Annotated in this window: 24 protein-coding genes; 15 read left to right on the forward strand and 9 right to left on the reverse strand. The window is 31.6% G+C overall.

Features of this window, described 5'->3' with window-relative positions:
• The 8 genes from CVIC12175_RS03470 to CVIC12175_RS03505 are packed head-to-tail and all read left to right on the forward strand — an operon-like array spanning position 1 to position 7,018.
• Positions 1-1,053: a type IV pilus twitching motility protein PilT gene (locus tag CVIC12175_RS03470; protein ID WP_086246570.1), complete on the forward strand. Its 1,053-nt coding sequence runs from the start codon at positions 1-3 to the stop codon at positions 1,051-1,053.
• Positions 1,053-1,637 (forward strand): CvpA family protein, encoded by a 585-nt coding sequence (locus tag CVIC12175_RS03475; protein WP_086256729.1) that lies wholly within the window; start codon positions 1,053-1,055, stop codon positions 1,635-1,637. The genes CVIC12175_RS03470 and CVIC12175_RS03475 overlap by 1 nt, the downstream gene beginning before the upstream one ends.
• A complete protein-coding gene (locus tag CVIC12175_RS03480) occupies positions 1,634-2,101 on the forward strand; it encodes a Fur family transcriptional regulator (protein WP_086246568.1) in 468 nt (155 codons plus the stop codon). The genes CVIC12175_RS03475 and CVIC12175_RS03480 overlap by 4 nt, the downstream gene beginning before the upstream one ends.
• 3 nt (positions 2,102-2,104) lie before the next feature.
• A complete protein-coding gene (lysS, locus tag CVIC12175_RS03485; protein ID WP_236861102.1) occupies positions 2,105-3,592 on the forward strand; it encodes a lysine--tRNA ligase in 1,488 nt (495 codons plus the stop codon).
• A 9-nt stretch (positions 3,593-3,601) separates the two neighbouring features.
• Positions 3,602-4,846, forward strand: a complete 1,245-nt coding sequence (locus tag CVIC12175_RS03490; RefSeq protein ID WP_086255323.1) for a serine hydroxymethyltransferase — start codon at positions 3,602-3,604, stop codon at positions 4,844-4,846.
• On the forward strand, positions 4,846-5,388 hold the full coding sequence (locus tag CVIC12175_RS03495) for a DUF1882 domain-containing protein (protein WP_086248253.1): 543 nt from the start codon (positions 4,846-4,848) through the stop codon (positions 5,386-5,388). The genes CVIC12175_RS03490 and CVIC12175_RS03495 overlap by 1 nt, the downstream gene beginning before the upstream one ends.
• Before the next feature lie 10 nt (positions 5,389-5,398).
• Positions 5,399-6,226: an SPOR domain-containing protein gene (locus tag CVIC12175_RS03500; protein WP_086256727.1), complete on the forward strand. Its 828-nt coding sequence runs from the start codon at positions 5,399-5,401 to the stop codon at positions 6,224-6,226.
• 9 nt (positions 6,227-6,235) lie between these two features.
• On the forward strand, positions 6,236-7,018 hold the full coding sequence (locus tag CVIC12175_RS03505) for a shikimate dehydrogenase (RefSeq protein ID WP_086256726.1): 783 nt from the start codon (positions 6,236-6,238) through the stop codon (positions 7,016-7,018).
• Here the strand turns inward: CVIC12175_RS03505 and recR are convergent.
• The 3 genes from recR to CVIC12175_RS03520 are packed head-to-tail and all read right to left on the reverse strand — an operon-like array spanning position 7,015 to position 9,483.
• Positions 7,015-7,581: a recombination mediator RecR gene (gene recR / locus CVIC12175_RS03510; RefSeq protein ID WP_086246562.1), complete on the reverse strand. Its 567-nt coding sequence runs from the start codon at positions 7,579-7,581 to the stop codon at positions 7,015-7,017. The genes CVIC12175_RS03505 and recR overlap by 4 nt on opposite strands.
• Positions 7,565-8,815, reverse strand: coding sequence for an ArsS family sensor histidine kinase (locus tag CVIC12175_RS03515; RefSeq protein WP_086256725.1), 1,251 nt, complete (start codon positions 8,813-8,815; stop codon positions 7,565-7,567). Before CVIC12175_RS03515 ends, recR begins: the two co-directional genes overlap by 17 nt.
• Positions 8,812-9,483, reverse strand: a complete 672-nt coding sequence (locus CVIC12175_RS03520) for a response regulator transcription factor (RefSeq protein ID WP_086246560.1) — start codon at positions 9,481-9,483, stop codon at positions 8,812-8,814. Before CVIC12175_RS03520 ends, CVIC12175_RS03515 begins: the two co-directional genes overlap by 4 nt.
• Positions 9,484-9,608: 125 nt before the next feature.
• Here CVIC12175_RS03520 and dnaJ point away from each other — a divergent pair, with 125 nt between their 5' ends.
• Positions 9,609-10,715, forward strand: coding sequence for a molecular chaperone DnaJ (gene dnaJ / locus CVIC12175_RS03525; RefSeq protein WP_086315860.1), 1,107 nt, complete (start codon positions 9,609-9,611; stop codon positions 10,713-10,715).
• A gap of 77 nt (positions 10,716-10,792) precedes the next feature.
• Positions 10,793-12,076: an acyltransferase gene (locus CVIC12175_RS03530; RefSeq protein WP_086315861.1), complete on the forward strand. Its 1,284-nt coding sequence runs from the start codon at positions 10,793-10,795 to the stop codon at positions 12,074-12,076.
• A gap of 28 nt (positions 12,077-12,104) precedes the next feature.
• Here the strand turns inward: CVIC12175_RS03530 and rpsR are convergent, their stop codons facing one another.
• The 6 genes from rpsR to CVIC12175_RS03560 form a co-directional block, all read right to left on the reverse strand.
• Positions 12,105-12,365, reverse strand: coding sequence for a 30S ribosomal protein S18 (gene rpsR, locus CVIC12175_RS03535; protein WP_086246557.1), 261 nt, complete (start codon positions 12,363-12,365; stop codon positions 12,105-12,107).
• Positions 12,366-12,375: 10 nt separating this feature from the next.
• Complete coding sequence (locus CVIC12175_RS03540; protein ID WP_086256722.1) at positions 12,376-12,996, reverse strand: single-stranded DNA-binding protein; 621 nt, start codon at positions 12,994-12,996, stop codon at positions 12,376-12,378.
• 17 nt (positions 12,997-13,013) lie between these two features.
• A complete protein-coding gene (gene rpsF, locus CVIC12175_RS03545) occupies positions 13,014-13,400 on the reverse strand; it encodes a 30S ribosomal protein S6 (protein WP_086246555.1) in 387 nt (128 codons plus the stop codon).
• Positions 13,401-13,488: 88 nt separating this feature from the next.
• Complete coding sequence (holA, locus tag CVIC12175_RS03550; protein ID WP_086256721.1) at positions 13,489-14,481, reverse strand: DNA polymerase III subunit delta; 993 nt, start codon at positions 14,479-14,481, stop codon at positions 13,489-13,491.
• A complete protein-coding gene (locus CVIC12175_RS03555) occupies positions 14,474-16,396 on the reverse strand; it encodes an RNB domain-containing ribonuclease (RefSeq protein ID WP_086256720.1) in 1,923 nt (640 codons plus the stop codon). Before CVIC12175_RS03555 ends, holA begins: the two co-directional genes overlap by 8 nt.
• On the reverse strand, positions 16,393-17,205 hold the full coding sequence (locus tag CVIC12175_RS03560; RefSeq protein WP_086256719.1) for an HDOD domain-containing protein: 813 nt from the start codon (positions 17,203-17,205) through the stop codon (positions 16,393-16,395). Before CVIC12175_RS03560 ends, CVIC12175_RS03555 begins: the two co-directional genes overlap by 4 nt.
• A gap of 141 nt (positions 17,206-17,346) precedes the next feature.
• Between CVIC12175_RS03560 and ilvC the strand changes: the two genes are divergently transcribed.
• The 5 genes from ilvC to CVIC12175_RS03585 are packed head-to-tail and all read left to right on the forward strand — an operon-like array spanning position 17,347 to position 21,386.
• Positions 17,347-18,369 carry a ketol-acid reductoisomerase gene (ilvC, locus tag CVIC12175_RS03565; protein ID WP_086248266.1) on the forward strand — a complete coding sequence of 341 codons (1,023 nt, stop codon included), beginning with the start codon at positions 17,347-17,349 and terminating at the stop codon, positions 18,367-18,369.
• Positions 18,370-19,407 (forward strand): divergent polysaccharide deacetylase family protein, encoded by a 1,038-nt coding sequence (locus CVIC12175_RS03570; protein ID WP_086256718.1) that lies wholly within the window; start codon positions 18,370-18,372, stop codon positions 19,405-19,407. It begins immediately after the preceding gene.
• On the forward strand, positions 19,391-20,155 hold the full coding sequence (locus tag CVIC12175_RS03575; RefSeq protein ID WP_086256717.1) for a DNA-processing protein DprA: 765 nt from the start codon (positions 19,391-19,393) through the stop codon (positions 20,153-20,155). Before CVIC12175_RS03570 ends, CVIC12175_RS03575 begins: the two co-directional genes overlap by 17 nt.
• Entirely contained in the window at positions 20,152-20,523 is a 372-nt protein-coding gene (ruvX, locus tag CVIC12175_RS03580) for a Holliday junction resolvase RuvX (protein WP_086248269.1), read from the forward strand. The genes CVIC12175_RS03575 and ruvX overlap by 4 nt, the downstream gene beginning before the upstream one ends.
• Positions 20,520-21,386 carry an RsmB/NOP family class I SAM-dependent RNA methyltransferase gene (locus tag CVIC12175_RS03585; RefSeq protein ID WP_086256716.1) on the forward strand — a complete coding sequence of 289 codons (867 nt, stop codon included), beginning with the start codon at positions 20,520-20,522 and terminating at the stop codon, positions 21,384-21,386. The genes ruvX and CVIC12175_RS03585 overlap by 4 nt, the downstream gene beginning before the upstream one ends.

Here is a 21,386-nt window from a genome sequence, read left to right on the forward strand (position 1 = left end):
ATGAGTATAAGATCTTTGCTTGATTTGGTAATTGATAAGAAGGCTAGCGATCTTCATTTAGTAGCTAGAAGTATGCCTAAAATTAGAATTGATGGGGAGCTAGTATCTACTGGGAATATTATTCTAACGCCAAATGATATAGAGGAGATCTGCTTACCTTTGCTTGATGATGAGCAAAAATCAGAGTTAAAATCGTCTAAAGAGCTTGATTTTTCCATTGATCTTGGTAAAAGCGGTAGATTTCGTGCAAATTACTATTATACAATGAACGGTGAGCTCTCAGCGGCTTTTCGTATGATACCGTTTCAAACGCCTACGCTAGATGATATTTATGCACCACAGATTCTTTTTGATCTTGCTAAAAAACAAAAAGGTTTAATTTTAGTTACTGGAGCTACTGGAAGTGGTAAAAGCACAACTTTAGCAGCTATTTTAAATGAGATAAATCAAAATCAAAATAAGCATATTATCACAATTGAAGATCCAGTTGAGTTTATTCATACGAGTAAAAATTCGCTATTTTCTCACAGAAATGTAGGTAGTGATACTAAGTCATTTACAAGAGCTTTAAAATATGCTTTAAGAGAAGATCCAGATGTTATCTTAGTTGGCGAGATGAGAGATAAAGAGACTATGGCAATGACAATTGAAGCAGCTCAAACTGGACATTTAGTTTTTGCTACTTTGCATACAAGCTCGGCTGTAGGTTCTATTAATAGAATTATTGATAGTTTTAGTGGTAGTGATCAAGCTTATATTAGAAGCTCTTTGGCATCATCGCTTATTGCTATTATATCTCAAAATTTGCTACCTAAAATTAATGGTGGAAGAATTGCGCTTTTTGAGATTATGCTAAATAATATAGCTATTTCAAATTTAATTAGAGAGGGAAAAACACATCAAATACTCTCTCAAATGCAAATTGGTAGCGCTCAAACAGGCATGAGAATAATGGCAAATGAGATTCAAAAAGCACTAAATGAAAATTTAATAAGCAAGGAAGTTGCAATGCAGTTTAACGCTACAAATTTAAATATTATGGAGCATAATTAATGGATTTTATTACTTGGTTTGATATTATTGTTATTGCTGTTGTGGTGATTTTAGGTATTAAGGGCGTTATAAATGGCCTTATTAAAGAAGTATTTGGACTTATTGGAATCATTGGCGGTGTGATTATAGCTAGTAGAAATGCAAATTTAGTCGGTGAGCAAATTAGCCTTTATTTATATGAACTTAGTGATTCAGCTGAGTTTTTCTTTGGTTTTTTACTTGCGTTACTTCTATTTTGGTTTGTATGTTTATTATTAGGAAATTTACTCTCAAAAATGCTAAAAATGAGTGGTCTTGGATTTGTAGATAGATTGCTAGGATTTTTTGTTGGTGCTGCAAAAATATTTTTAGTTCTTGCTATTTTGGCTGCGATTGTATCAAAAATTTCAATACTTAATCAAAAAATATCTCCATATTTTGAAGGTAGCAAGGTATATCCAATATTATTATCTGCTGGGCAGTTTATTATGGCTATGGATATTAGCAATGTAAAAGATAGTGTAGAAAATACTAAAATAGTTGTACCTGAAATTTTAGATAACAATGATAGCATGGAGCAAAATTCAACTAAGGTGGAGCAATGATAGAAAATATTGAATATGATGCTTTACTAGAGCGTTTTAAGAGAGTTTTACGAGATAATGGGTTAAAATATACCAAACAGCGTGAAGTACTTTTACAAACACTATATAATAATAGCGAGCATTTTACCCCAGAGCAGTTATATTTGTATATCAAAGAACGCTATCCGGGATTAAATGTTGGCATTGCTACTGTATATAGAAGTCTAAATTTGCTTGAAGAATCTGGTATGGTAACTTCTATTAGTTTTGGTGCGCAAGGAAAGAAATTTGAACTAGCTAATAAACCACATCACGACCATATGATTTGTAGGCAGTGTGGTTTGATAGTTGAATTTGAAGATCAGATAATAGAAAAGCGTCAATTAGCAATTGCTAAAGAGCATGGTTTTAAGCTTACTGGCCATATTATGCAACTATATGGTGTTTGTAGTGAATGCAATAAACAAAAGATAAAAGGAATTTAATTGATTTTTGATAATGAATTAGAATTAACTCGTCTAGCTAAGGCTGATGAGCTACGACAAATGGGGGTTAGCCCTTATCCACATTTCTTAAAAAGAGAGATGAATATTTCTGAGTTTAAGAGCAAATTTGGATATATAAAAGAACTTCCTGAAGGTGAGAGAAAAGCCCAAGAAGAGGTAGTTATATCTGGTAGAATTAAGCTAAAAAGAGTCGCTGGAAAATCTACATTTGCTAATATTGAAGATGAGAACGATAATGTTCAAATTTACTACTCACTAGCTAGTATTGGTGAAGAGTGCTATATGAAATTTAAGAAAAATCTTGAAGTTGGTGATATAGTGCTGGTAAAAGGTTATGCATTTATTACGCAGACTGGTGAATTTAGCTTGCATGCAAGTGAGGTTGTATTAGCTGCTAAGGCCATATCTCCATTACCTGAGAAATTTCATGGGTTAACTGATATAGAGACAAGATATCGCCAAAGATACCTAGATATGATTATGGATAGAGATGTAAGGGGTGATTTTCTTAAGCGTTCAATTATTATTAGCACCATCAGAAGATTTTTTGAAGAGCGTGGATTTTTAGAGGTAGAGACTCCTATGATGCACCCAATAGCTGGTGGAGCAAATGCTAAACCATTTGTTACTCATCATAATGCATTAGGCGTAGATAGATATCTCAAAATTGCTCCTGAATTATATCTAAAAAGACTTATTGTAGGTGGTATGGAAGCGGTATTTGAGATGAATCGTTGCTTTAGAAATGAAGGAATGGATTTAACTCACAATCCTGAATTTACTAGTATTGAGTTTTATTGGGCTTGGCATGATTATTTTGAAGTTATGGATTTAACTGAGGAGCTATTTGCTACATTGCTCGATAAACTAAATTTAGGCAAAATTATTGAATTTGATGGTCAAAATATCGATTTTTCTAAGCCATTTAAAAGGATTAAATATCTTGATGCACTTGTAGAAATTGGTGGGTTAGATAGAGAAATTATAAGTGATAAAGAGAAGATATTGGCTAAATTAAAAGAGGATAAATTTGAAGCAAATGATAAGTTAGATCTTGGTCATTTACAAGCTGAGCTTTTTGATAATTATGTTGAAAGTAAGCTAATTAATCCTACATTTATAACAGATTTTCCTATTTCAATTTCACCTCTTTCTAGAAGAAGTGATGAAAATCCTGAAATCGCAGAGAGATTTGAGCTATTTATCGCTGGTCGTGAATTAGCAAATGCATTTAATGAGCTTAATGATCCAATTGATCAATATGAGAGATTTAAAGCTCAAATACAGAGCAAAGATGCTGGCAATGATGAAGCTCATGAGATGGATGAGGATTATTGTAGGGCTCTTGGATATGGTATGGCACCAACTGTTGGTTGGGGTCTTGGTGTTGATAGGTTGGTAATGCTACTATTAAATAAAAAATCAATTCGCGATGTTATATTATTTCCAGCGATGAAACCAAAAAATTAAGGAGTAAATATGAATTTAGAAAGTTACGATAAAGAGATTTACGCTCTTTTAAATAAAGAGCTTGAGCGTCAATGCGATCATTTAGAGATGATTGCTAGTGAGAACTTTACGTATCCTGAAGTTATGGAAGTTATGGGTTCAGTTCTTACAAATAAATATGCTGAGGGCTATCCTGGTAAGAGATACTATGGTGGATGTGAATTTGTAGATGAAATTGAGCAGATTGCAATTGATAGATGTAAAAAGCTTTTTGGGTGCGAGTTTGCTAATGTTCAGCCAAATAGTGGCTCACAAGCCAATCAAGGTGTTTATGGTGCTTTTTTAAAACCAGGAGATAAGATTTTAGGTATGGATTTAAGCCATGGTGGTCACTTAACTCATGGTGCTAAAGTATCAAGTTCGGGTAAGTATTATGAGAGCTTTTTTTATGGTGTTGAACTTGATGGTAGAATTAACTATGATAGAGTAGCCGATATTGCAAATATAGTAAAACCAAAAATGATTGTATGTGGCGCAAGTGCATATACTAGAGAGATTGATTTTAAGCGTTTTAGAGAGATAGCTGATAGTGTTGGTGCATATCTATTTGCTGATGTTGCACATATTGCTGGTTTAGTAGTAGCTGGTGAGCATGCTCATCCATTCCCACACTGCCACGTAGTAAGCTCTACAACTCACAAAACTTTAAGAGGCCCAAGAGGCGGTATTATCATGACAAATGATGAAGAGTTTGCTAAAAAAATAAATAGCTCAATCTTCCCAGGAATCCAAGGTGGGCCATTAATGCATGTTATAGCTGGTAAGGCTGTAGGATTTAAGCATAATTTAAGCGATGAGTGGAAAGTATATGCTAAACAAGTAAAAGCAAATGCTAAAAAACTTGGCGAGGTATTAATTAGTCGTGGATATGATTTAGTAAGTGGTGGTACTGATAATCACCTTGTACTTGTTAGTTTCTTAAATAAAGATTTTAGTGGTAAAGATGCAGATATAGCTTTAGGCAATGCAGGAATCACAGTGAATAAAAATACAGTTCCAGGCGAGACTAGAAGTCCATTTATCACAAGTGGAATTAGAGTAGGTAGTCCAGCGCTTACTGCTAGAGGTATGAAAGAGGCTGAATTTGAACTAATTGCTAATCGCATTGCAGATGTATTAGATGATATTAATAATGTTGATAAACAACGCAAAATTGCAGCTGAATTAAAAGATTTAGCTCATCAATTTATCATTTATAATAAGGCAACATTTTAATGCAGCGCACAGATCTATCGCTTATCAAGATGATAACAGACCACTATTATATAAAGCGAGATTTAACAGTAAAAAAAATTGAGCATAAAGGTAGATATTATTTTGATAAATTTGAAAGAGTAGATGAGCCACTTAGCCTATTGGTGCAAAAAGAACATGCAGAAAGAAAGATTATCGTAGCACACTCTTTGATTAATAAGCTAAATAAGGTTGAAAATATTGTTTTTGACTATAATGGTAGAATGCCAGATCGCTTTTGGCATAGAGCTCAACTTATGCTAAGGGAGGAGGGTTTTATAAATTTTACAGCCTATGAGACCAAGACTCCTGGTCATTTGCATCTATATGTTCATAAGGGTCATACAACCTTTATGGAAGGGTGTCAAATAGCAAATAAACTATCAGTTATGCTATCGCAAAAACTACCTCAAGAGTGGAGAATGTTTCCTACTATGGATATGCCATTAGAGTATAATATTTTGGCTTTACCATACGCTTTATATCAAAAAGAGCGTGGTGCTAGCTGGTCAAAACATATGTAAAGGATTAACAATGGAAGATAATAATAACTTACAAGATATATTATTAGATAAAAATGAAGAAGAGAAATCTGGTGGTGTTCGTAAAATTTTAATCGGTATAGCATTGCTGGTTATAATATTTGTCGTTGTTTTGATTGTTATGAAGTTTTTAAATTCAAATGATAGCAATAAAAATAATGATATAGCAGATAGCCTTTTATTGCCTACTGAACTACCTGCGACTAATGCTCCAACTAATAGTTCAAATGAGCTTTTTGAACAAGTTCCTATAGTAAGTGAAACTACAAATTCAAAAGATAGTTTTGAAAATATAGTAAATGAGTATAAAAATGCTCAAGCTGCTATGGATACAACTTCAAATACTATAACTCCGGTGCTACCTCCAAAAGTAGAAGAGCCGTTTGGTTCAACTGATACTGGTAGTAAAGAGGTAGTTAAAAAAGAACCGGTAAAAAAAGAGGTAGTAAAAAAAGAACCGGTTAAAAAAGTAGAGCCTAAAAAAGAGAGCACCGAGCCTAAAAAAGCAGAGTCAAAAAATATAGTACCTAAAAAAACTGAAGTAAAAAAAGAAACAGCTAAAAGCAGTGTAACAAGTAGTTCATCTTTAGCAAAAGGTTCATATATTCAAGTAGCTTCTGTATCTAAATTAGATAAAAATAGCGCCTTAATTAAAAAACTTATATCTAGCGGCTATAAATATAAAACACATGAAGTAGTCGTAAATGGTAACAAAGTTATTAAAATTCTTATTGGGCCATTTGGTTCTGATTTAAATTCAAATATGGAAAAAATCCGCCAGAATATATCTAGTGGTGCATTTGTATATAGAATTAAATAAGGGTTTATAGTGAAGTATTTTGCTCTATTTGGCAATCCTGTATCTCACTCCATTTCGCCTAGGCTGCATAATAGCGCATTGCAAGGTTTAGGATTAAATGGAGTGTATGGTAGGATTTTATTAGAGCAGGGTAGTGATATTATTGCCAAATTTAAAAAATATAATCTATCTGGTGCAAATATCACTGTCCCTTTTAAAGAGTCAGTTTTAACTCTTTGTGATGAGCTTGATACTGTTGCAGCAGATATCGGCTCTATCAATACTTTAATTAATCAAAATGGTAAAATTAAAGGTTATAATACTGATGCGCCTGGATTTATGATGGCAATTGCTGAGTTTGGCAAAATTAATAAGGCTTTGATATTGGGTGCTGGTGGTACTGCTAAAGCACTTGCATATATTTTGGCTTCTAATGGAGTGCAAGTTCATATTCTAAATCGTAGCAATAAAAAAGATCAGTTTATAAATTATCAATTTTGCACACACTCTAACTTCACTTGTGAAGATTATGATCTTGTTATTAATACAACTTCAGCAGGATTGTGTAGCGATGAGCTTCCATGTGATGAGATGATTTTAAAAGATATTTTTGCTAATTCTAAATTTGCTTTTGATGTTATATATAATAAATTAACTCCATTTTTATCTTTAGCTAGGAAGATGGGTCTAAAAAGTAAAGATGGTAAAGATATGTTGCTTTATCAGGCTGTGTTAGCTTTTAATCTATTTTATAGTAATAAATTTAGTACAGATAAGATTACAAAGTTAATGCATAAAGCATTTGAGCTTTAAATCTCTTTTCTATCCTTAATGGCTTTAGTAAGTGAGAGCATATCTACATTTTCTAAGCTTACACCAGTTGGAATACCTTGAGCAATTTTAGTAAAATTAATCTTTAAATCTTTTAGTTGATCTTCTATATAAAGCATTACGCCATCGCTATTTATGCTTGGACTAAAGGCAAAAATTAACTCTTTAGCATCAAATTTCAATATCATATCTTTTAAATTTGAAACACTATTAATATCGTTAAAGACAAAATACAATCCATCAAATGAATTTGAATCTTCAATAGTAAGAATATCTTTAGGACTTTCTACTACGCATATCATGGAGTTATTTCTATGAGTATCTACACATATATCACAGATCTCATTTTGACTAATTCCACCACATATTGTACAGTGTTTTAGACTATGAATAGAATTTTCTATAGTATGAGCCAAATTTAGACCAAAAAATGGATCTTGCAATGTTATATAATAGGCATATTTTATAGCTGATTTTTTACCCACACCTGGAATTTTGCCAAAGGCCTCTACAAGTTTATCAAAATGTTCAAGATTTTTCACTATTTATATGCCTAAATTTGATTGAGAATTCATGATAGCCATCTATATAATTATAATCCAAGCTAAACTTATGCATAGAACATATATGTTCAATTATATATAGCCCAAGCCCCATTCCGCTAGCTTTTGCACTATTGTCTCTTATAAAAGCTTGTTTATAATGCTCTATTGATCTATCTAATGGCTTTCCATGGTTTCTTATATATATAGCTGTATTATCACATTTTATAATCACTTTTTTGTCATCAGAGTATTTAAGTGCATTATCTATTAAGTTTTTAATTGCAAGTGAAAATAGTTGAAAATCTACATTTAGTAGCGGGTCTGAATTTAAATCAACCTTGACATTGCTATTAAAGTCATCTAATAGCATCATATCTTTTGCTTGATCTAAAATAAGACTAAAGCGATATTTAGCATAATCTAAACTATAGCTTTTACTTAGTAGTTGTTCTATTTTAGCAAATTCATTTATAAGTATATTTAATCTTTCAAATATTGCTATTAGCCGTTCTTTTTGCGTATCATCTTCGATCATCTCACTTACTATTCTGCCTTTGCCAATTGGAGTTTTAAGTTCATGCATTATAGTGCGTAAAAATAGCTGTCTTGACATTATTAAATCTTTGATTTTGCAGGCTGCATTATTAAATTCATAAGCTACCTCACTAATCTCATCGCTACCTTTTGCAAAATTGACAACACATACTCCATCCATATTTCCAGCAGCAAATTTATGTATATCGCTACGAAGTTTTTTAAGCGGTATAAGACTTCTAAAAATAGATACATATAGTGAGATAAATAGCGCCATTACAATAATAAAGCTAGCTAGTAAGCTATCATTTCCACTATGCAAGGTAGATTCTAAAAGTATTGTAACGCTTTGATTTTTAATGCGTAAATAAAGATCATTTTTATAACGAATAGTATCAACTACACCAATTAATGTATCAGATCTACTAATTAGAGTGCCTTTATCAAAAATAGCCTTTTGTAAATTTGCATTTTTGACATAGGCTAGATCGAAGTTTTTAAAATATCTTTCCCAATCTTCAGGCATATTTGATTTTTGATATAAAGATAATAGCCAACTAATTGAGTTATAATGATTTTCTCCAATTTTGCCTAAAATTCGCTCATTTTGGAGTTTAAAAAACATAAAAAATAGAGTGCAAATCACGATAAATCCAATAGCAAATATTACCGTGATTTTAGTAGTTAGTGAGTATCTCATCCGACTAATTTATATCCTATGCCACGAACTGAGAATATATGCTTAGGTGATTTTGAATTATCTCCAATTTTGGTTCTTAAGCGACCTATGATTACATCTAAGCTTTTTGAATCTTTATCTTTTAGACTTTTACAGTGATAGACTAGCTGCTCTCTAGATACTGAAAAACTGTGCTGTTTGATTAGATACTCTAATATCTCATATTCAGCTGGAGTTAGTGTAAGTGCAGTACCATTATATGAGATTTCATGGCGTTTATCATCAACTTTAAATAGCGTATCAGCTACTTCTTCTTGAGTTTCGTTGCTCTTTTTATAGCGTCTAATTAAGCTAGTTATTCTAGCGTGCATCTCTTTTGGATCGTATGGTTTTGGCAAGTAATCATCTGCACCAATTTGCAATCCTACAACTCTATCATTTACATCACTTCTAGCTGAGCTAATAATTATAGGAATATCATATTTTTCTCTAATTTCTTTACAAACTTCTAGCCCGTCCATACCAGGAAGAGTAAGATCAAGGATTAAAAGATCATAATTTTTAATCCCAGCACTTAGACCAAGATATGGATCTTCATAATTTGTAACTTTGATATTAAATTTAATCAAATATTCAGATAAAATTTGAGCAAATTCTGGATCATCTTCTATCATTAATACATTTATCATATCAGACTCCTAGTATTGAAATTTTGGCAACATTATACCAAAAATTAATAATAATTTTGCTTTTATGCATAAATTTAGTAACTTTTAGGTAAAATCGCCGACTAAATTATGTAAGGAAAAATATTTTGGAATTTGAATATTATGAAATATTAGAGGTATCAAAAGATGCCGATACCGATACTATTAAAAAGGCTTATAGAAAGCAAGCATTAAGGTATCATCCAGATAGAAATCAAGGCGACAAAGAGGCTGAGGAGAAATTCAAACAGATTAATGAAGCTTATGAGGTTTTAAGCGATGCCAATAAAAGAGAGATATATGATAGATATGGCAAAGATGGTTTAAAAGGCTCAGCTGGTGACTTTAGCGGTGGATTTGATTTTGATGATTTAGGGGATATATTTAGCTCATTTTTTGGTGGCGGATTTGGCTCTAGCCAAAAAAGCTCTAAAAATAAATATAAATATGCTTTGGATATTGAAGTTGGGATTACGCTTGAGTTTAATGAGGCGGTTTTTGGTTGTGAAAAAGAGATAAAATATAGATATAAAACTCCATGCCAAGAGTGTAATGCTACTGGTTCAAAAGATGGAAAAAAGCAAACATGTGCTAAGTGCGGTGGAAGTGGTAAAGTGGGCATTAGACAAGGATTTATGCAGTTTGTACAAAGCTGTCCAGAGTGTTTTGGTAGCGGGCAGACTATTAAAGATAAATGTTCTAAATGCAATGCTAATGGCTATAATGAGATAAATGATAGCATTAAAATAAATATTCCCGAAGGCGTAGATAATGGTACTAGAATTAGGGTAAGCCAAAAAGGAAATAGATATGAAGATAAAAATGGCGATCTTTATGTGCATATTGTAGTAAGAGATGATGAGCATTTTCATAGAGATGGGGATGATGTATATATCGAGATTCCGGTATTTTTCACCCAGGCAGTACTTGGCGAGAGTATCAAGATACCAACGCTTAGAGGTGAAACCACGCTAGAATTACCTGTAGGAACTATGGATAAGCAGCAGTTTGTTATTGCTAAAGAGGGTGTTAGAAATGCTCACTCTAAGCATCTTGGCGACTTAATTGTGCAAATTTCTATTCAAATGCCAAAAAAATTAAGCGATGAACAGGTTGAACTTTTAAAAGAACTTCAAAGTAGCTTTGGTATTAAAACTGGTGAAATGGCAAGCGATAAGAGTATCTTAGATAAGATTAAGAGCTGGTTTTCTTAAATTTTTAAAGTTATAAGGTAACTAATTTATTAAAACTAGTTACCTTAGATTATTATTCTTAAATATTTGGAGAGCTTATGTTAAAAAATATCGGAGAAAATGACAATATTATATATGGCGATTTATCAAAACAGTTAAATTTCAAATGTGATTTTAAAGGTAAAAATAATATTGTATTTTTTGCTGGAAGAAGTAAAAATATTAATATAATTTTTCACTCAGATAATAATTTAGTTTTTATTGGCCATGGTGTTAGGGTAAATGGTACTATTTCTCTTACAAAAGACTGTTGTTGCTATATCGATGATGATAGTAGTTTTGGTGGGGTTAGTTTGCGTGTTTATGAGGCTAAAAATATTATTATCGGTAGAGATTGTATGTTTTCATGGAGTATATGGGCTAGTACGTGCGACTATCACTCTATAATGGATATAAAAAGTAATAATAGATTAAATTTTTCAAAAAGTATCTATATTGGCGATCATGTATGGTGCGGACAAGAAGCTGGCATTTTAAAAGGTTCATTTATAGCATCTGGGGCTGTGATTGGTGCTAAAAGTATGGTTGTTAAGCAGTGCTATTCAAATACTATAAATGCAGGAAATCCGGCAAAACAGATAAAACATGATATATTTTGGCTAAGAGATGATATATTTGAGCAAAAATGGGGTAAAGAAGAGACACTAAAAAATAAAAATATGCCAAATGAAAATTTTAAATATATTTATGATAAAGATGAGTTTATATCACCAAAAGCTATTGAAAATATGCTAAATAGCTTAATTAATGCACAGGACAAGTTAGAATTTTTATATGATGCTATCTATAATAATAAGAGTAAAAATAGATTTGCTTATTTTGATAGCTATCCTTATGATATTTCTTTGGTAGAGTACAAGAAAAAATTTAATAGTATTAAATTCAAAGATCAATTTTTAAGTCAAAATATATCTGAGCCATTAAATGTTGTAAAGGAGCAAACACCTAAGCTATCTTATGGTAGTGCAAAATCACAAATATTAAACAGTCTTGAATACAGACTGGGGTATTCTATGATAGAGAACTCTAAGAGTATATTAGGTATTTTAAAGCTACCATTTGTATTAATAGATATAGTGATAAAATATCAAAAAGAACAAAAAATATATAAAGAAAATATAAAACATAATCCAAATTTAAAAAGATTAGAACTTGAAGCGTATAGTGATTATAAAGATGCCTTAAGATTAAAAAATCATCTAAGCTATAATTTAGGTAAAGCTTTAATACAAGCTAATAAAAATTGGTATAAAGGTGGGTATATTAAATTTATATTTGAAGTTATTAAGATAAAAAAAGATTATAGTAAAGAGTGTGAGTAAATTTAATACCCCATAACGGGGCATTAAATTATAGACCTTCAAATGGATTAGTAACTACGTTGTTTCTATCTACGATATATGGAATAAGAGCAACGTGTCTAGCTCTTTTGATTGCTTTTTCTACCATTTCTTGGTGTTTTTTACTTGTGCCAGTTAAGCGTCTTGGCATAATTTTAAATCTTTCAGATAAGCATTGTTTTAAAAGTGCTGTATCTTTATAATCTATAAAATCAATTTTTGCTTCTGTAAATTTGCAATATTTTTTGCTATATTTTCTTTTTTCTGCCATTGTCTATCCTTTAAAATGGAATTTCTTCATCTTCGTTGCTGTAATTGAAATTTGATTTAGCAGGTTTGCTATCGTATTTAATATCAGCATCTAGATCAATCTCTGGGACTTTTTCTTGGTATGGCTCTATTGCTGGCTGCTTTTGGCTAAAACTATTAGTTTGAGAGTAGTTACTATTTTGGCTGAATTCTTTATTAAATCCGCCATTATTTTGCTGATACTCTCTATTTTGGTTATATGAGTTTGTGCCATATCCACCATTATAGCTGTTTGATTCATTGCCATCTCTATTAAATCCACCTTGATTTTGCTGACCGCCTAGCATCTCCATATTTTCTACTACTATTGAGTGTTTTGAGCGGTTTTGTCCATTTTGGTCTTGCCAGCTATCAAATTTAAGTCTTCCTTCGATCAAAACCTTGCTACCTTTATTTAGGTATTGATTTGCAACTTCAGCTTGACGACCAAAAAAAGTTATGTCAATAAAGCAAGTTTCATCTCTTTTTTCACCATTGACGCTAAATTTGCGATTAACAGCTATTCCAGTGCTACCTACAGCAGTGCCACTTTGGATATATCTAAGTTCGATATTTCTAGTTAAATTTCCTACTAAAACTACTTTATTAAACATAATCTAGCCTTTATTAATTACTCTTGTTCAGCTGATTTTTCTTCTGTTTTTGATTCTTTTTTAGGTTGAACTAATTTTTGACCTTTGCTTAGTTTTTCCCAAGCTGCAATCTCTTTTTTATTTTCATATTTTACAGGCAAGAATCTAATAACTTCTTCAGTTATTCTTAAGTTTCTTACTAGTTCAGCAATTAGTTGAGTTGGAGCTTTGAAGTAGATTACAAAGTATGTACCACGCTCATATTTTTCAATTTTATAAGCTAGTTTGCGTGTTCCCATTTCAACTACATTAGCGATTTCGCCACCATTTTTTGTAATGATTTCTTTAATGAAATCAGCCTTAACTTTAACTTCATCTTCTGTTAGTGTTGGTTTTAAGATGAATAAAAGCTCATAATGTCTCATATATTCTCCTTGTGGATTTTAGCTCTTTTTCTTCTAAAAGAGCAAGGAATTTGCATAAAATGCAACCGCGATTATACTAAAAAAATGCTTAAAATTTGCTGTTTTTACTTAAAATATCTTGTAGATTAAGCAAAGCCGATAGTAAGTAGCACTCTTTATCAATGCTATTTTTGCATTTTAAATCAAATTCAATCTCATTTAAAAATTTAAAAATTTGAGCATATTGCTCGGTTTTTATCGCTATAGCTTGAGATTGAAGTTTATTAATTATTTGAGGTGGCGGAGTGTATCCTAAGACAGTTTTTGGGTCAAATTTACCACTTGTTTTAATAGAGCTATGAATAAGATATAATCTATGAAATGCTCTAAAAAGCATATTTAATAGAGCAATTTCATTAAATGAACTATCATTTATAAACTCAAAATAATCACTATTTATATTTTTTTTGTTAATAATTTTATCAAAAAGCACATCAAAGCCAATTCCATTTAGAGCATAAACTCTCTCTTTAATCTCATCAAGGCTAAATCTAACGCCAATACTAGCAAGCTTATTTAATTCACTTGCACTTAGATATAGATTTTCATTTTGTAGATTGTAGATGTATAGGAGCGATTGGCTATCTATATTTAATCCAAGAATTTTAGCGTGATTGGATAGAATTTGATTTACTTCTGAAGCGCTACTTGGCGGGAAAAACCTAACAAAATTAGACCCAAATTGCTTTTTTATATCAGTTAAGACCTTTTCATCTCCTTCGTGAAGTTCAAGAATGAATATATTATTTGGATTATTTTGGCATTGAGCAATTAGCTCTTTAGCATCTTTTGCTGGGATTTTTTTATCATTTTTGATATGAAGAAGATTAGAGCTAGCAAAAAGAGATGGTTCGCTAAGATGTGAAATGGCAAGATTAAAGCTGTAATCATCATAGTATAAGCTAAGTAGGTTTTCTTTATTATATTTAGATAAAAGTTCATTGGTATAAAACTCTACTTGATAGCTCTCAGCCCCATAAAGCAAGAAAAAATTTGGTATATCTGGTGAGTTTAAAAGTGATATAAAGTCTTTTTTATACATCTAAAATCTCTACTACTTTACCCATAATTTTTGCTGTTGGGATATCTACATCTGTGATTTTTACTCTAACTGTAGTTAATATCTCGCTCTTAAAATTATTTAAAAAAATTCTAGCTCCTTTTAGTTCATCATCAAGTTTAGCAACTGTTTGATTGCCGCTTTCATATATATAGCATTTAAAAGTTTGACCAATATTTTTAGCCGCCCAACGAGCAAATTTGCGATCCATAAAGTCCCAAGCGACTTTATCAGCTTCGCGCTCAAGAATATTTAAGCTGCTGCATAATTCATCGATGCCTAACATAAGATAGTTTGTTAGTTTAGCATCATCGCCAGCTTTTAAAATTCTATGAAGTATTAAATCTGAATATCTACGAATCGGACTAGTAAAATGCGAGTAAAACTCAAATCCAAGACCAAAGTGGCCAGTGCAATTGCTTGAATACTCAGCTCTTTTTTGTGCTTTTATAATAAGCTTATCTATATCTTCTCTTATGCCTAACTCGCTAGCTTTGACTTGAATTTTAGCTATCATAGTTACTAAATCACCATCATATTGCTCTTCAATACCAAGTACTGCAAGATCGTTTAAAAGGTCATTTATCTTTTTTAAATCAGCTGGCGCGTGATTTCTAAATATACCTTTTTTAACTCTTTTTGCAGCAGCTTTATTGGCTAGTAGCATACACTCTTCTATAAGTGAGTGCGATGGTGTAGAGCTTTCAAATCTAGTTGAGCTAATATCTCCATTTTTATCTAAGCTCATTCTAAGCTCTAATGTATGAAAGTCAAAGCCATTTTTAAGCCGTTTTTCTTTTAATTTTTGTGTAAGTTCAAAAAGCGGTATTAGCCAATTTTCTATCTCCTTTTGACACTCTAATTCGCCCTTAATTAAACTATCAACTTCATCGTAGTTAAAGCGTCTTTTAGAGTGAATTATGCAGCTTAAAAGCTCTTCAGATATTGGTTCTAAATTTGAGTTAAGTTTGATCTTAAATACAAAAGCAAGCCTATCGCAGTTTGGTTTTAAAGAGCAGATATTTTCACTTAACTCTCGTGGCAACATAGGAATAGCAATATGTGGAAAATATATAGAAAATCCTCTAAATCTAGCCTCTTTATCGATACCGCTATATGGACTTACATATTCGCTTACATCTGCAATGGCTATGTAAATTTCATTTGTATTTTTATCAAAATATATTGCATCATCAAAGTCTTTAGCATCTACTGGATCTATGGTACAAAATGGCAAATGAGTTAGATCTACTCTATCTAAATACATACCCTTATCAACTTCATTGCCAAAGCTAATTGCTTCATTTTGTGCAATTTTTGGAAATATTTCACGCTTATTATATAGAGCCATTGAAATTTTTTGATCTACACTTGGATCATCAATTACGCCTAAGACTTCTACTATATCATTATCTAGATTATTAATCTTTAATACCGTGCCTTGTGGAAGCTCTTTTAGAGATTTTTGGCTGGCTTTTAGGGCGATTGTAAGGGAATTTGGGATTGTTACGCCCATTATAGCTGGGCCGATTTTTTTAGTATAAACTACACTTGTTTCGTTTGCCATTTGTAATACAGCTACTACGGTAGCTTTTTGGCGTGGTTTTTTAAATTTAGTTAGCTTTGCAAGAACTATATCGCCAAATTTAGCTCCACCTAGATCACGATTTTCTATCATTAGATCTTGTTTAAATCTGCTATCGTAAGGATATAAAAATCCAGTTCCATTGCTAGAGATATCAAGCTTTCCACAAACAAAGCCATCATTTAAATAATATCTATTTTTATATTTTGATACAGCCTTTATCTGTTCTAATACTCTTAAGATTTCAAGCTCACTAGATTTGGCGTATTTGCCATCTAAGCCAGTGGTTAAAGAGTTTAGAAATGCTCTCAATTTTTCACTTTTTCTATTGCGTTTAGATATAGCTTAGCATCAAGATTATAGAGTTTTAAAAGCTCTTGTGAGTTATCTATTTGGCTTTGAGATAGAGTATCAAAGACATTTATGCTGTTGCTTATAATATTTAATATTGCACAATGTTTTCTTAAAACTTCTGGTGCGTCAGTTGGATTTAGTGAGTATTTTATTACATCAGCTATTTCTAGTTCTAAATTCCAATTTTTAAATATTTGAGCTGTAACCATTTGGCTAGATATTCCTACTATATCCATCTCTAATTGGCATAGCTCATCTGGTGTTGATATATTTTGCATTTTAGATCTAAAATTATCTGACTTTTTAGAGTCTATTAACTCTTTAGCAATTATTATCTTACCTATATCCATCATAAAACTAGCTGGTGAAATAATGTTTAAAAGCTCACGGTTTATCTTGCTACACCAGTTAAATGCTAAGGCGTTTTGCATTATTGCTAAATCCATAAATTTAGTTCCAGAAATACCATAAGGTGTCAGATCGATTTTAAAGCTTTTTTTAATTGTTCCAGCGAGTGCAAATCCTCTAATAGTAGCCATACCAAATAAAGCTACGGCTCTGTTTATATCAGCTATCTCTCTGCTAAAGCCATATAATGGGCTATTGGCTGAGCGTAATATATTAGCCGTTAGCATAGGATCTTGATGTATTACGCTTATTAATTCTGCTATATCACTATCATCGCTACTACAAATTTGCTGTATTTTTATAATTGTTTCATCAAGTGGTGGTAGAGATTTTATGCTCTTATAGATTGCTTCATTCATTATGATTTCTCGTATAATTTTTGATTAATTTGGGTAATTTTACTACATTGAAGTTAAATTTTTGATAATTTTTTTGAAATTTTATAAAATTTAAATTTTAATAATGTATAATTGTCCTTTATTTTTTACTAAAGGAAAGTTATGGCAATAACAGTTTATTATGACAAAGATTGTGATTTAAGCCTAATCAGATCTAAAAAAGTAGCAATGATTGGCTTTGGTTCTCAAGGTCACGCTCACGCTGAAAACCTACGTGATAGCGGTGTAGAGGTTATCGTAGGTCTAAATCCAAATGGTAAAAGCTGGGCAAAAGCAGAGGCCAAAGGATTTAAAGTTATGAGCGTAGCAGATGCTACAAAAGAAGCTGATGTTGTAATGATACTTACTCCTGATGAGATGCAAGCTGATATATTTAAATCCCAAATTGAGCCAAATTTAAAAAGCGGTAGCGCAATTGCATTTGGACATGGATTTAATATTCACTACGGTCAAATTGTTCCACCAGCAGGCATTGATTGTATAATGATAGCTCCAAAGGCTCCAGGTCACACTGTAAGAAATGAATTTGTAAATGGTGGCGGTATTCCAGATTTAATCGCAGTAGCTCAAGATGCTTCAGGTAAAGCTAAAGATATCGCTTTAAGTTATGCTAGTGCAATTGGTGGTGGTAGAACTGGAATTATAGAGACTACATTTAAGGCTGAGACTGAAACTGATCTATTTGGCGAACAAGCTGTGCTTTGTGGCGGACTTTGCGCTTTAATTAATGCAGGTTTTGAAACTCTAGTAGAGGCTGGATATGAACCTGAAATGGCATACTTTGAGTGCTTACACGAGATGAAATTAATCGTAGATCTAATCTATCAAGGCGGTATGGCTGATATGCGTTATTCTATCTCAAATACTGCTGAATTTGGTGATTATGTAAGTGGCAAACGCGTAGTAGATGAGAGATCAAAAGCAGCTATGAAAGAGATCTTAAGAGAGATTCAAGATGGTACATTTGCTAAAAACTTTATCTTAGAGCGTAAAGCAGGATATACAAAAATGAATGCTGAGCGTAAATTAAGTGATGAGAGTTTGCTAAATAAAACTGGTGAAAAATTAAGAGCTATGATGCCTTGGATTAATAAAGGTAGATTAGTTAATAAAGATAAAAACTAATTGGCAAAGCGTAAAAAAAGCAGCACCCCAAATAGCAGCGGGGTGCTTGTATATCTTGGTATTTTGCTTTCTATTTTAGCTATTGTGGCTATAATATATATAGTAGTAAGCAATAAAAAAGACCAAGAACAAGTTTTTGATACTCAAACTATTAATAATATTGATACATATTTTAAAGATAGAAAAAGAGAGTATAGTATTCTTGATACTCCTAAAAATGTAGAACAAAATATAACAGATACTAAATTAAATTCCATTAACGAATCAGATATAAATAAGAGTAAAAACGATATAAATAAACCCAATATGAAAATAAAAGAACCAAATTTAAATTTAAAACCAAATCACGATATAAAAACGGATTTAAATTTATCTTCAAATAGACCAAAACTAGCTATAATTTTAGATGATATATCTACTTTTTATCATGCTAAAAAGATTAAATCTTTAGATATGAATATTACGCCTTCAATTTTCCCACCAAGCAAAAACTATCCAAATAGTGTTAATGTAGCCAAGGAATTTAAGTTTTATATGATTCATCTACCGCTTGAAGCGATAAACTATCAAGCCCAAGAGAAAAATACCTTAAAAATCAATGATAGTAGTGTAAAAATAGAGTCGCAAATTGCTAATATAAAATCAAATTTCCCAACTGCTATCTATATAAATAATCATACAGGTAGTAAATTTACAAGTGATTATAATGCTATGAAAAGGCTCTTTAAAGCACTTAAAGAGAATAATATGATATTTATTGATAGTTATACAACTAAGGATTCTAAGGCTAAAATACTAAGTAAAGAATTTGGCAATAAATACTTAAAACGCGATGTATTTATAGATAATATAAAAGATGAAAAAGCTATAATTAAAGAGTTAAAACGCTCTATTAAGGTTGCCAAAACTAATGGTTTAGCAATAGCTATAGGTCATCCATATCAGCAGACATTTAAGGCTTTAGCAGCTATGAAAAATGAGTTAGCAAATGAGACTGAGTTGGTGATTTTAAAGGATATGTATGAACTTTATAACTGAGTTTAAGCTAAATTCAAATTTTAAAAATCCTCCACAAAAGCTTTATTATAAGGGTAATTTAGAATTACTAAATTCTCCAAAAGTCGCAATTGTAGGCTCTAGAAAATGCTCAGTATATACTAAAAATATGACCTTAAATTTAGCTTCTACATTAAAAAAATATGGAGTTTGCGTTGTTAGTGGTGCAGCAATTGGTGTAGATATCTATGCTCATATGGGTGCATATCCAAATACAATCGCAGTTTTTGGCAATGGTTTAGATCAGATTTATCCACTACAAAACTCTAAAATCATAAAAGATATATATCAAAACTCACTAGCACTAAGTGCATATGAGCCAGATACTTTGGCAAAAGGGTGGCAATTTTTAGAGCGAAATTTAATCACAGTAGCCTTAAGTGATGCAGTAGTTGTAGCTCAAGCAGATATAAAAAGTGGTTCTATGAGTAGCGCAAGAGCTGCTATTAAATTTGGTATTCCATTATATGTTTTGCCTCAAAGATTAGGTGAGAGTAGCGGTACAAATGAGCTACTAGCAAGCCAAAAGGCAAAGATTATTACAGATTTTGATAAATTTGCTATGGAATTTGGTGTGAAAAATTATAAAAAAAAGAGTGATGAGATTATAGAATTTATCAAAAAAAACTCAAATTTTGATGAGTGTTATAGTAAATTTGGGGATAAAATTTATGAATATGAACTAGATGGCAAGATTGCTATTGATGGAATTTATGTGAGAATTTTATGATAGTTGCTATTGATATTGGGCTTAAAAGAATAGGTATGGCAGTAAGTCCAGATGGTAAAATTGCTCTTCCAATCGCTCCAATTCTTCGTAAGAATCGAAATCAAGCTGCAAAAGATGTGAGTAATGCCTTAAAAGATAGAGAGGCAAAAATATTAGTAGTTGGTTTGCCAAAAGGTGGAAGCTCTGAGGCTGAGATGGAGCGAAGAATAAAACATTTTATCTCGCTTTTAGATTTTGATGGTCAAATTTGCTATGAGAATGAGGCTTATAGTAGTTTAGAAGCTAGTGATTTAATAGATGATAAAAGAGATGGCAAGCTTGATAGCGTGGCTGCAATGATAATTTTGGAGAGATTTTTAAAAAGATGAGTTTTAAAGATTATTTAGAATCTACTTTAACTAAGTCTGATTTTAATAGAGTTTGGGATAGCTTTTTTAAGCCTAAAAGTGTTGGATTTTATCTTAATTTGCTTAAATTTAATAAAGATGAGATTATCCTTGGTTTAAATAATTTAGGCGTTGAGATTACTGAATTTTTACCTAATTTTTATATTTGTGATGCTAAATTTAAAGATACTCTAACTCACTCTGAGATATTTAATAAAGGGGCAATATATATACAAAATCCAAGTAGCTACCTAGCAGCCCTAGCGCTAAATCCAAATAGAGATGATATGGTGCTAGATATGTGTGCAAGTCCAGGTGGCAAAAGTATTGCACTAGCTAATATGATGGGGCAGGGTGCTAATTTAGCTGTAATGGAGAGCGATACAAAACGCTTTTATACTTTAAAATCAAATTTAAATAAATATGGCTGTGAGTGGGTTAGAACCTATAATAAAGATGCAAGAAGCATTTCAAGAACTTGCCAAAACAAATTTGATAAAATTTTATTAGATGCGCCATGTTCTAGCTATTCTCATTTTGGAGATGGCTTTGTGGAGAAATCAGCTAAAGAGATTAAGCTAATAGCAAGATTACAAAAGCAGCTTTTAAATTCAGCTCTAAGTGCTTTAAAGCCCGGTGGAGTAGTAGTTTATAGCACTTGTACATTTTTTGAGTGTGAGAATGAAGAGGTAGTGCAAAATGCTTTGAATTCTAAATTTGATATTACTATTGATAAAATTAGCTTTGGATTAAAATCAGAGATTATAAGTGAGTTTGGACTTAAGATTTTGCCTGATTGCAATATGGATGCATTTTTTTTGGCTAAGATTATTAAAAATAGCTAG

It is taken from the genome of Campylobacter vicugnae (genome assembly GCF_002139875.1).
GTDB lineage: Bacteria > Campylobacterota > Campylobacteria > Campylobacterales > Campylobacteraceae > Campylobacter > Campylobacter vicugnae.